The sequence below is a fragment of the Klebsiella aerogenes genome (genome assembly GCA_029027985.1).
In the GTDB taxonomy this organism is placed as follows: Bacteria; Pseudomonadota; Gammaproteobacteria; order Enterobacterales; family Enterobacteriaceae; genus Klebsiella; species Klebsiella aerogenes_A.
In genome coordinates this window covers 1764036-1776040 of the sequence record CP119076.1, presented here as the reverse complement: position 1 = coordinate 1776040, position 12005 = coordinate 1764036, and the positions used below count along the sequence as shown (strand labels likewise).

Below are 12005 nucleotides of genomic sequence, written 5' to 3'. Positions count from 1 at the left end.
TCAGGTCGGAATCCTGACCTTATAGATTGAGTCCATACGTTGTTTTGTAATACTCAATGAATTTCTTCAATAATCCCGCTCCTTCTGGAGCATTTAACGCAACATTACACATAAAGAAGTCGCCTACATCACCATTCCAGAACTGGTCTCCACCAGGCAAAGCGCCCAGCGCAAACTGTGAAGCCGAGGGAGAACCAGCAGCCACAGCAGATACGGTCTCTCCGTTTACCCTAAGAAAAATATTTTCTCCATCGTACCCGCAGGCAAAAACAAAAGGAGTATTCAGATCCAACACCGGCCCATAACAGGATGATGTTCCGTACAGAAAGGCTATTTTTCCTGGATTATTTCCACCAACCGAGACGTTAATAATTGTGCGCACTGTGGAAGTAGAAAACGTACCGCATAAATTGCTGGACGCAGCCAGGGTACGAAGCGTTGCAATGCCAGTCCAGCTGAAAGTATGGGTTAAATCTGGTGTTGAACCGTTAAACATAGAGCGATCGCTCTCTGCGGAGTTAAATCGCGCGCCAGGATAACCACTAAACAGGTTATTTAGAAGAGAAGCTCCGTTATTCTCTCCTGCACGATTTAGTTTTGCGGTAGCAGTAACCCGATCATTAAACGAGATTATATCTGTTCCGTTCAATGTAACGAATTCATAATCTGACTGAAACCAATGATCTAATCCTGTATCCAGCAAAAGCGCATCTGCAACGCTTTCGCCCTGGGGTAAATCAGGATGATTAAAAACATCTGGTACCTGAATGCCAGCCATAATAATTACTCCGTAACAGTGATTTCAAAACGAATAGCGTAGTGGCGAACGTTGCGCGGGATATTCACTCCCTGCGAGTTCCACCAGGAGCGGCGGTCAGTTTCGACCATGAGGTTACCGCGGCGTGTCGGCCAATAGGTCACATCGTCAAATGCGTCAATCGCGTAACGTAGAGTGCGCTGTGTCGGCGCTGCCGAAAGCGTCAGACGAACGGTTTTGGCCCCGGTTATTTCAACGGCTGTGATGGTCGCGCCGGGGAAAGAAAAGCCGTGGTTAAGCGTATCGGGTACCCAGTCTGAATCGATTGCCAGTTTTGCGCCAAAGGCATCCAGCGGCGTACCTTCGAAAGTAATATCGACAACATTTCCGGTTAGTACGGAAGATACCGGCTGTACCGGTTTCCACGCCCCTTTATCGACGATGCTGGAGTAAACGTCAGCGTAAGTTTCTCCCAACATCAACCGCCCTTCTGGGCCAGTGTGGACTGTGCTGGGGCCAGTGCCTGGCTCATCACCTAATTTAAACTGATACATCGGCCCAGCCAGGTAACTATCGGCGCGGCTGTTCGCTACGTCCCATTGCCCCTGACTGGCGTAGTTCTCGCCGCTTGCGGCTTTCGACATGTTTGTTTGCCAGATAGCAACCAGAACATCATTAGCCTGTCCGGTGGCGGCTTTGTACCCGGGTAGAATAGTGTTGAAAAGGTCATTCAGCTGAGTGGCGTAGTTATCGCGACCTGTTGGCCCCGCCTCTCCCTGAATCCATTGCATCACGTCAAGAATGGCTGTCCGCCCGTATTCCGCAGCAATCGCAGCGGCACGCTGCAGGAACGTCACTGCGTTCTCGTAGTTCCAGTATCCCGACTGCGCGTTCGGGTAGAATGAGCTAATAGGCTGCGAGCCATGCCAGGCTGTTGCGGCAATATAGCCGGGGTCATCTCGCCCAAGTTCTGCGTTACGCTGCGTGATTCCGTATGCAGAGCAGATCGCCGGTGACTGTGCAGCAGAGTAGTCCAGCGCCGGTACAAAGTCGGTGAGCGATGCTGCAGACATATGAACAGTGCCCTGCTGACTCGAACCATTCACGCCAGCGAAGCCCCAGGTGGAAAACGCCCACGGCGGCAGATTCACAAGCCGCCCAGTGCTCCCCCCAAGTCCTGCGTTTGATTGCCCGTAAACGAATGCAATACGGATTGCCGTAGCCAGTGGCGCGGCCATAACAAGCGTATCCTGCACGCCATCACGCAACTGTCTCGCATCAAACGTGCGCGAGCCTTTATCCAGAACAGATGCAGTATTGTAATCATCGCCTATATATCTGCGGGGATTAAATACACGCGCCCCCCAATCCCCGCGAATATCCGGGATCGTTGTTCCACCACCACCGATTTTATCTGCAATATACGCTACTGAATCATCATCCAGTAGCGCGAAAGTTAATCCTGTTTTTGGGTTAAACCCTATGCCTATTTTTCCATCGGCGAGGGATTTTATGACAGCGATCATTCGAGGCGCATCGCGCGGCGGGACACTGCTAATTCCTGGTAAATTTAAATATGCTCCCCATATTCCGCCATCGTCCTTAAAACCAACAACGCGTTTATTAGCGGCAAGGACGGGGAAAGAAAAACCGGATACACCATTACGCGTAAGAGTACGGGTATTAATCACATCCAGACGGTCAGATATTATCGAATAAATAAAATCAAAATATGCCTTTCCTGCATAGACCGCCACCGGCTGGGCCGTCCCGTTGTTATTCTGGTAGTAATAAAAAGCCTGTAGCGCACCAACACCCTGAGGAACGCGAAAGTATTTCCCAACGGCTGTATTTGCTATACCTGTTGCGATATCGGGATAAGTGCCTTCAACATCCACAACAGCTTCAGCTGTCGTTGCTGCGACCTCCGCACGGGTTGCATCTGAAGCAGCGCTGCTTGCAGAGGCTTCGGCCTCATCACGCGCATTTTCCGCTGCTGTTATCGCGCTATCTACATCACCGAACTTATCCGCTATTTCCCGGGTTTCGTCTCTTGCCTCTTTTGCCTCAGCTGCGGCCTGTTTTGCCTCCGAAGTTGGCACAGAATACTGAAGGTCTACCCAGCCCTTTGTCGCGGCGTCCTGTTTCCCGGTAGGGTCTTGCAGGTTAACGATTTTGAGACCGCCGGCGTTATATGGTCCCCCGAGCAAAGGACGCTTGAGCGAAAGACTATCGCTAAGAAACGCCTGCTGCATAGCTAACCAGAGGCGGTCGAAATCGGCGTTAATAGTCTCCGCCAGCAGATCGCCGTTATCCTGATACTCGGTATCGCGCTTAATGACTAATTTACGTAGCAACATGACCACTGAACCGTTTGCCGGTGGCGTCATAAATACCACCTGCCCCCCGCCAGTTTGCCCTGCTCCCTGTACGGTATAGCCGCTGGTTTGCGGGGTTCCGTTAATTGAAACCTCGATATCGCCAGCATTCATTATCATAAACTGGTAGGCAAATACCGTCGTCAGCCCGTTGGCTGTATAGATGTTATAAGGTGTCTGGTTTGGTACCGACATAGTGAGGAACCCCGGCGGCTAGTAATCTACGGCGACAGAAAAATCGCCATCGTTAGGTTGCCAATGTTCCCGCGCCTGCGCGGTCGGAATCCCGACTAATTTACCGATACGCACAGGCGTAGCGCTGATCGCACCGGATCCAGAATCGATATAATCATCAGGCTGATTGGTCAGCGCCGGGTTAAAATCACGCATCTGGTCGTACATCGGGCCGTCGAGCACATCGGAATGCGCCCAAAGGAACCGGGACGACAGCGGCGCTTCGAATGCATCGAGGATACGTTTTTGTTTATTGGTGACGCTGAATTCTTCCCGTACGCCACAGCCGGTACCCTTCAGTGCCTGAATAAGCAATTTCCCGGCAAAGCTGCCGGGGCCGTTTACCTCTACGCACACCAACGGGATCTGGTACTTCAGCACCAGCTCTTTAATCTGCATCACCTGCCCACCGGTGATTTTGTCGTTGTCGTCAAACTCTGCCAGCTCGCCTGTGAGCCCCTGGCATACATGCCAGTACAGATGCCCGCGCGCGTCGGTGAAAATCAGAGAAAATGCCGAGGCGTCGGCCTTAACTTTGCCGGTGGCCACATCCCACCAGGCGACAGCGCCGACGATTTGCGTCTGGCCCAGCCACATCGAGCAGGAACGGTTTGCATAGCGAATTTCAGGCTGGACGTTGTACTCGCGGATACGTTCAGGATCGAGGCGAACATCACCCACCGGCTTACTATGCAGCTGGTACTGGCTATCCCATTCGTTAATGGTGCGCGTTTCCCTACGGCGCTTTTCCATTTCTTCACGGGTAAAGCGCTCCGGCCATTCGCAGCCTGCATAGAAATCTATAAGCGCATCAGGAGCTGCGGCGAACGCTACACCGGTGTCGGTGAGCTGGTAATCAACGCCCTCGACAAGTAGCCGTGCCGCCTTATGGATACCTACGAAAACATAATCTGGCCGGAACGGAATTTCGTAGCGTAGCTGCGTGGCGTCTTTCGCCTCGATGCGGTGTTCATCGCGGAATAACTTAATGGTCAGACAGTCGGCGCCTTCGGCCTCTTTCTCGTCATACAGGCTATCGTGGGTATGCGGTGTACCAATAAACAGTTTGCGGCCGCCGGGGATCAGGATGTGGGTTTGCTCGCCGAGCCGGTACCGGAGCTTTTCGCGCGCTTCTGGTGTCTGGATGTTGCGCGGCACTTCTACATCATCGTTCTGGCATTCGTTGGCGCGTGCTGAAGTGACGTTAGACAGAATGCCTTTGGCGTACATGCTGCCATTACGCAAATCCAGTGCGCCATTTACCCACCATTGCTCGACAGTGCCCTGCCCGTCTGGCAGCATGCCTTTTGTCAGCGGGTGATTGCGCAGTACGTTCTGGGTATCGCGGCTGGTTTTATACGCTGTGCCGTCGGATTCAGACTGATGCAGGATCCGGTATTGCCTGTCCTGATAATATCGCCAGGCGTTATACACCGCGAGGATGGTAGATTTACCAAAGCCACGAAAACAGCGAAGCACCGCGAGATCACCGCGATGCTCCAGCCAGTGGCAGGCGCGATAGTGGCAGTCGGGAACATCCCAGTTCATCCGCTCCGCCCACATCAGGAAGAACGCGAGGAACGAGATCATTTCTTACCTTTCTGCAAACGCTCGATAATGGCGGCCGCTTCGCGTTCGGCTTTCGATACCTGCTGGCCCAGCTCGAATGCTTCATCATCCTGCCCCGGATTGTCAGAAGGTGTTCCGCCACGCGTTTGCATGCCGATAAGCGAATGCACTTTGATTAGCAGCGTCAGCGATGCCGCCGCGTTCTTCTTATCCCAGTAGCGATCGCCGCGCTCGTCCTTCGTCAGCTCACTCACTTTCTTATCAGCACCGGGCCAGTTAGCCGGGTCGGCCTCCTGCAGCACCACATCGGTTAATTTATCGGTCAGCGCGGTAAGGCGAGTTTTGTAATCTGAATGCATAAAAAAGCCCCGTGGTTATCCATGAGGCTATGATGTATGCTTTTCGAGGTCGGAATCCTGACTATCACAAGGAGCATAAGAATGAAAAAACTAATACCTTTATTGTTAATTTTTCCCTTTATTGCCTTTGCCTCCCCAGATTTAGTTGAGGATTCAGGATATATCGTCCCAATATCAGGCCCAGGAATACCAGTTACTAATCCATATACCGACTATAAGATCATTAATAGTATCGACAATGGTAAAAAAATTGAAATCCATGTAGCTGTATTACACTTGCGAACCTATAAAGAAAACGCAGATTTTAGTGAATCCAATACTCACTATGTGGAAGGAAGCAAAACCTTATCTAGTTACGACACTAATGTTTACACAGCCGATTTTATAAAATTCTCCTCAGAAGCTGCTCTAAACTCAACAAAAGAAGACTTAAAAAAATTATATTGTACGCCTGACGGTTTTTACCCGGTTTCATCTCAAGAACGGCTATTCTACGAAACCCGAAAAGAAAATAAAAAAATAATGCTCAATTACTACAGTGATTCAGGAAAAACCCTCATGTTTGGGTTTGGGGTTTCTCCAGAATCATGTAAATCGAAATAGCTATCGCATACCGGGGTCTACCTGGTTAATCAGCGGTGCAATCCAGAAAAGGTTATTACCCGGCAGTAACGTACGCACGCTATGCAGCACACGGTCGCCAGCGTCGCCATTCAGCACGCCGGCGGTCACATCGGTAACCGTATCCAGCAGGCCGAAGGTTGGCCCCAGTGCAGAACCGATAAAGCCGCGGCTGGCGTACCGGGACTGCGTACCGGTGCCGAGTAAGGGCCCTAACCCTATCATCCCGCCGGATGCCTTTTCCGCCATGTTGTTATACTCCATCAGCGGGCCGAGGATACCAGAACGGTCGATGCCCTCGAGTACCATCTTCTGCGGCGTCAAATCCACTTCCCGACCATTAGCCGCCTGCTTAAGCGCATAGGTCAAAGAGCCTAGGCCAATCTGGAAGGCGGTACCGTAATAGAACTGCGCGGTACCTTCCTGCAGGCCGCCGAGCGTCGCGCGGTTATATGACGCCGTGGCAAAAGACTTAAACTGGAATACGGTTTTCCCCAGCGGGGTACTGGCCCATAGCGGCGTATCACCAATCCCCGGCGTGATAACGGTATTGTTTACATCCTTCAGCACAGCAGATTGCAGCAGGCCAGCGGCGTACTGGTCATCCCATTTTTCGAAATTGCCGATATGCCAGCCCTGAATAACTTCGCCGTGCTTCTGAAATTCTCGCTGGATGCGTTCGGCCATCTTCTCATTGATGCCGAGTTTTGCCAGGCGCTTCTTAGGGAACGCCCCGGACAGAATGCCGTCGGACGTGATCATGCCATTCACTGATTTGTTCATATCGTCAAAGTGGCCCATCATGGTCAGCTTGCCGAACACATCAGTAATACGTTCCATGCCAGCTTCTGCAGCTGTCGTACGAGAAGAGCTATCGACCAGATCCCCCATCGTACGCGCGCGGGTATGCAGTATGGTTTCAAGCCCCACGGCCATTTTCTTCTGCTCCGCCCGGCTGGCGAGGTAAGCCGGCGAGCGGGTGATCAGCGCACCATATCCACGCATGGTATTGCTGAAGCCGTTAACCATCATGCCGCGTGCCAGATCCGGGATAGCGGATACCGTCATGCCGCCGAGTTTCGTCACAAAGTTGGCGCTACGCAGGAAAGCACCGGCTCGGACGAAAAATGATGATGGGTCATCAGGCATACCATAGGTACCAACGAGGCGATCGCGGAGCGCCAGAATATCGCGCAGGTCAGCTTCGCGCGCCTTCGCCAGCTTTTCCTGCTCTGCCGGGCGTAAACGCATCAGCGCATCGTATTCGTCCTGGATGGCAGCGAGCTGCGAATCCAGCGACTTGTTGCCGAAGGTGCGAGTTAATTCGATTTCCGCTGAAGCTTCGCGGATATGACGCTGCAGGACGTAGTTAGCGTCGCTCTCCAGATAATCTTTCATCAGGCGATCGGGAACGCTCAACGTACGTGATTTAGTGCTGCCCGGTGCTTTCACCATAAAGACGTTGGCGAACTCCTGCGGAATTTTAGCCCCGACAATACGGTTAATTGTGGTATCGGCGGCGATTTCGGCATCTTCGCGGGACATGGTTTTCTCACCGCGTGACCACCAGTCAACCAGCATATTGCGGAATTTATCGCGCTCGCTAACGATTTTCCCTACCTTGTACACGCGTGGGAAATAGCTGGTCTGTCCCATCGCTTTCAGTTCGGCATCCGGCGGAAGTAAGCCCAGTTCCTGCTGTGCCGTCTTCACACGATTGATGACCGTACGCATTGCCTGCGCCGCTTCCTGCACTTTCGCATTAACGTGCACGTCACCGTTACGCAGCGCCTCGCCAACCTGTTCACGGAAGGCCGTATAACCCAGATCGCCACCTTCAGCTTTATACTGAGTGTATGCCTGTTTGTTCGCGGTAACGACGGCCGCCTCTTCTCGGCGCCAGCCACGTACGCGCGTCTCAGCTGCTACCGGCGTTTCAATCCCACGCAGGTTGCCTTCCAGCGTAAAGTTATTCTCCGCCAGTTCCAGCGCTGTCCGGCGCGCTTCTTTTGATGGGGATTCCATCAGGCGGGTGATCGGCGTCAGATAGCTACCGGCTTTTTTAGCCAGCTTTCCGAGTGGGCCGCCAGACACTGGTGTGAGATCTTCCAGTGTAGCTTCACGAATACGCATAGCACCGACGCTGCCACCATTTGGTAAAGTATCCGCCAGTGCATCGGCTGCGTTGTTAATTGTTGGCGAGGCGTTCATATTATCGAGCGCCTCCGCCACTTCACGGGTGGCCGCATTTCTTACCGATGGGGTGATCATCGCACCAGCGGTAGCAAATACACCGCTGAGAAGAGCGCCGGCGGTAATGTGTGCGGCGCTCTCCCTTGCTGTTCTGGTGTACTGCTCATTATTGAGCGCTACCTCACTGAGCGCGGTACCGGCGGCACCAATAGCAACCTGAGAACCAATACGAACCGCCAGGCTTCCCTGCGCACCGGGGATAAACATCGATGCGACCGTGACAGGATCGATAATTCCAGCGGCGATACTAGCCAAAGTTCCTTCAGCGCCGGTTTCAGACAGCACCCGGCGGTCTTCGTTTTCATCGTCTATCTGGTTTTTAATCCAGGCGGTTTCCTCCGGGGATTTTGAATCCGCAAAGGCGGATCCCCATTGTTCGTACCCCTTTAGTTCGTTTTTATCAGAATAAGGGTTATAACCGTCCGCCGGCTCGAATTGTTTAGCCGGGCGGAACATCCCGGCGAGCAGGTTATTCTGACGAAAAGCGGCATCCCATATAGACGGTTGTTGCTGCTGTGGTTCCGGGTTAGTTCCTTCAGGCAGAGATACATCAAAACCAGTTGGCGCCTGAAGAGCGTTATCCATTACGCTCGGCGGAACATCGGATTGCGGGTAGATAGGCATTATTCATTGCTCCATGAAAAGTATTTTTTAAACCGGTTCATACGGTCATCATGCAAACGCTGATATTGCTCATCGAGCGCACGGTGTTTTTCCTTAAAACCTCGAATATCTTTCCCGCGTGATATTTCCTCTTCGCCTTGTTGCTCCCTCTCCTGCTGCATTTTTTTATACGGCTCCCAGTCTTCCAACGACGGCTTCCAGCGCAAAGGACGGCCAAATTTATCGTTATACAGCTGAACCTTCGGAATCCCATTCTCATCTTTAGAGCGTATAACTATTGAGTACATCCCATCCCGAGGGGTCATTACATCCGGGGTTATTTCCAGTTCTCCACCGATTCGCGATTCTGGGGTACTTGATGTAATAACAGGCGCTGAGCCTGAGGTAATTCCTAGTTTGGTCGGACTGGTTTCAATTATTTCTCCACGATCGCCATAAGTCAGACGCTCTTTTTCTTCTTTCCACTGAGCAGCCTGCCACCCTGAAGGGCCATAGTTATAAAGCGCTTCAGGCGCATATTTCATAAGCTGGGCGCTGCCATTTACATCGCTAAGACTCCAGGTGCGCGCGATCTGGGTATTGGTCATCTTTTTGGCAATATCAGCATTACCACCTGAATTGCGATAATTAATGTCATAAAGTGACTGGTAGTCATTACGGAATTTTACAGTATCAGGATTCTGGTCATCCGCGGCGGGGCCGCCAAAGCTGTACCACGGTTTCATGCTGCTGACTGCGGAATCCATTGCGCTATCACGCTCTTTTCTATATTCCTTCGTGCTCTGCGTAGAAGACAATTGCGATTTCAGGGCGTCAGTCTGGTTGTAGGTCACGTTCTGCGCCTGTTTCACCGCTTCGTCTGACGCCATACCGGAGTCGGTAAGCTGTTTAACGGTCAGGTAAAAGCTTTGCATATCCTTTGGCATATCGCCCACAGAGGCTGGATCTGTTTCGTACAGAGCGTTAAATAAGGTTGAGCCCTGCTTCACCACATCAGGACTGCTGGAACGGGCAATCGCATTCAGTTGTGATGTAACTTGCGATGGGATAATGCCCGTCTGGTTAACCTGCTGCACGATAGCGTCGTGAGTGGTGGCGTCGTTAATGCGGAAGTTAAGCGCCGATGGCGTATTGTCCGCCGCCTTCTGCATGGATTTGTTGCTCGGGTCGAGTTTCTCGCCGGAGATCAGCGCGTCATTAAAGCGGGTAGCATCACGCTGCGCCTGAATATTGGCATTGCTCTTCTGCACCAGCGCACTAAGTTTGCCATACGCATCGAGTTTCAGTGCGTAATCCGGGTCGTTTGCCTGCGGCTTCACTTTCGCCAGCTCGGCCTGCTGTTCTGCCGGGGTGACGTACTGGATAGCCTGGAATGTTCTGGCGGTATCGATCGCGATATCCAGCTGCTTGACTGCTGTCTGCCCCTGCTCACCGTACGCAAACAAAATAGTGGAGGCGTTAGGCATAGCATCTGGCACCTCGCCGTTATACAACTGCGCCATCGTATTATTGAGAATCGGGTCAATCTGCTGGCGCAGTGCCGTACGCTGCTGGCGGATCTGCGATTCGGCGATATTGTCGATTTTGTTTACCGCTACCGGGTCGAGACCAGTTTTATTTTTGTTGTAGCGGGACAGCCAACCACGCGTTTCGGCTGGCAGCTGCTTAACGAAATCCGCCATTGAGATTTCGCCTTTGCGCGGGTCGCCGACTTTAGCGATCAGCTTATCGACGTTACCCATCCCCCAGTTATATGCAGCGCCGGCCAGTGGTTCTGACTGATATTTTTTACTGAGCTGCCCGGCATAATCACGCGCCAGCTGCGCATGTTGCACAGGGTCATCTGGGTTGTACTCCACGCCACGTTTAGCCGCCAGTTCTTTCCCTGTGTCCGGCATCAACTGAAATTCACCCTGCGCGCCTGCGGGGGATGTAACAAGGCTACCATCTGCATTGCGGTGCTTGCCGCCAGACTCCACCAGGCCAACGGCGCGCATATCAAGTTCGCCGGTGCTGCTGTTGACCAGCGTAAAGTCGCCATTAAGCCAGCCGGTGGGATTGGTTACTGCGTAGTTCTGCGCGCGCTGCTCCAGCGCTTTTTGGTTCGCTTCCGATACCGCCGCGTCGATACGTTCCTGCGGCCAGCCGCGCGCCTGGCCATACATCTCGATCGAGTGTTTACGGGCGCTGCGTATTAGCCCCGCCTGCATCGGGTTATCGTAGGCGCTGGCCTCCTGTTCAACTGAAGATGTCACCGTCGCGTTAAGCTGCTGGCGCTGGGCTTCCTCAGTCTGTGCCCGTTCGAAACCGCTATAAGTGCTTGTCCGGCGTACCTGCCCCGCTTTCCACTGCGCATCAAAATAGTTTAACTGGCTGGGCGGCACGCGCTTGCGCGCTTCCTCGTAATCGCCAGCGTCGGCCTTATCCATATCTGTGACCACACCGGACGATTTAAAGCCCTGACGCGTAACCGTGGCGCCCGTCTCCGGGTTTTCCCAGCGGTCATTAGATTTAGCTTCCAGATCGGTCAGAATAGCCTGCGTGGCCGCGACGTCGGCTTTATCCTGATCACGCTGCACCTGCTCTGCTACCTGCCCAGCAGCAGCGCCAAAACCAGATACTGCGTTACCCACAGCGCCCACATTGCTGACTGCGACGCGCGTAGGTTGTACCTGCGGCGTTACATTGCCAAAATTACCCGTTGGAATTCTCACGTTTATTACTCCGCATATAATCCGTATTTGCCAGTTTTAGCCTTTTGCCAGCCGCTGTATGCCGTCCCGCCGGCGCTTAATAGCGAACTGCCGGCGCTGATATTTCCAGCCGTCGCCGCATTCCTGCCACTGATACGATCGGCCTGTGCCTGCGCCTGCAGACGGTTAGACGAATTCACGCCATTAAGGATCGTCTGGTAGGCGTCCTGTTCGGCGTCTTCGGTAATACCTGAAGTGATACGCAGTGCGGTGCCTTCGCCAGTTTCGACACCCGATGCCGCCAGCGAAGCATTCGCGGCAGCGGCCTGCGCACGTCCAGCTTTGCGGATACGGTCAGCTTCCACTCTGGCGGCCGCTTTTGACGCTTCGGCGTCAGCTTCCGCCTGGGCGGCCTGATAGTTCGCCATTTTTTTCTGCTGCTGCCCGCTGTACGCTGCGCCGCCAGCGGCTAACACTGTGGACGCCACCAGGGCAATTTCTACGCCAGTGCACATCG

At 53.1% G+C, this 12005-nt stretch carries 8 protein-coding genes; 1 reads left to right on the top strand and 7 read right to left on the bottom strand.

What is annotated here, in order from left to right; genetic code table 11:
- Positions 1-19 precede the first annotated feature (19 nt).
- Genes PYR66_08365 through PYR66_08350 form a run of 4 tightly spaced genes read right to left on the bottom strand, consistent with a single transcriptional unit; the run spans position 20 to position 5297 of the window.
- Positions 20-778 (bottom strand): hypothetical protein, encoded by a 759-nt coding sequence (locus PYR66_08365; GenBank protein ID WEF29709.1) that lies wholly within the window; start codon positions 776-778, stop codon positions 20-22.
- 5 nt (positions 779-783) lie between these two features.
- Complete coding sequence (locus PYR66_08360; GenBank protein WEF29708.1) at positions 784-3330, bottom strand: hypothetical protein; 2547 nt, start codon at positions 3328-3330, stop codon at positions 784-786.
- 18 nt (positions 3331-3348) lie between these two features.
- A complete protein-coding gene (terL, locus tag PYR66_08355) occupies positions 3349-4959 on the bottom strand; it encodes a phage terminase large subunit (GenBank protein ID WEF29707.1) in 1611 nt (536 codons plus the stop codon).
- Positions 4956-5297 carry a hypothetical protein gene (locus tag PYR66_08350; GenBank protein ID WEF29706.1) on the bottom strand — a complete coding sequence of 114 codons (342 nt, stop codon included), beginning with the start codon at positions 5295-5297 and terminating at the stop codon, positions 4956-4958. The genes terL and PYR66_08350 overlap by 4 nt, the downstream gene beginning before the upstream one ends.
- 81 nt (positions 5298-5378) lie before the next feature.
- Between PYR66_08350 and PYR66_08345 the strand changes: the two genes are divergently transcribed.
- On the top strand, positions 5379-5900 hold the full coding sequence (locus PYR66_08345; protein ID WEF29705.1) for a hypothetical protein: 522 nt from the start codon (positions 5379-5381) through the stop codon (positions 5898-5900).
- Here PYR66_08345 and PYR66_08340 read toward each other — a convergent pair whose 3' ends face one another.
- Genes PYR66_08340 through PYR66_08330 form a run of 3 tightly spaced genes read right to left on the bottom strand, consistent with a single transcriptional unit; the run spans position 5901 to position 12003 of the window.
- Positions 5901-8795 carry a hypothetical protein gene (locus PYR66_08340; GenBank protein WEF29704.1) on the bottom strand — a complete coding sequence of 965 codons (2895 nt, stop codon included), beginning with the start codon at positions 8793-8795 and terminating at the stop codon, positions 5901-5903.
- Positions 8795-11509, bottom strand: a complete 2715-nt coding sequence (locus tag PYR66_08335; GenBank protein ID WEF29703.1) for a transglycosylase SLT domain-containing protein — start codon at positions 11507-11509, stop codon at positions 8795-8797. Before PYR66_08335 ends, PYR66_08340 begins: the two co-directional genes overlap by 1 nt.
- Before the next feature lie 5 nt (positions 11510-11514).
- Complete coding sequence (locus PYR66_08330; GenBank protein ID WEF29702.1) at positions 11515-12003, bottom strand: hypothetical protein; 489 nt, start codon at positions 12001-12003, stop codon at positions 11515-11517.
- Positions 12004-12005: the final 2 nt, after the last annotated feature.

Coding starts and splice junctions, on each gene's coding strand:
- PYR66_08365 (WEF29709.1), bottom strand. CDS start 778: ATGGCTGGCATTCAGGTACCAGATGTTTTTAATCATCCTGATTTACCC.
- PYR66_08360 (WEF29708.1), bottom strand. CDS start 3,330: ATGTCGGTACCAAACCAGACACCTTATAACATCTATACAGCCAACGGG.
- terL (WEF29707.1), bottom strand. CDS start 4,959: ATGATCTCGTTCCTCGCGTTCTTCCTGATGTGGGCGGAGCGGATGAAC.
- PYR66_08350 (WEF29706.1), bottom strand. CDS start 5,297: ATGCATTCAGATTACAAAACTCGCCTTACCGCGCTGACCGATAAATTA.
- PYR66_08345 (WEF29705.1), top strand. CDS start 5,379: ATGAAAAAACTAATACCTTTATTGTTAATTTTTCCCTTTATTGCCTTT.
- PYR66_08340 (WEF29704.1), bottom strand. CDS start 8,795: ATGCCTATCTACCCGCAATCCGATGTTCCGCCGAGCGTAATGGATAAC.
- PYR66_08330 (WEF29702.1), bottom strand. CDS start 12,003: ATGTGCACTGGCGTAGAAATTGCCCTGGTGGCGTCCACAGTGTTAGCC.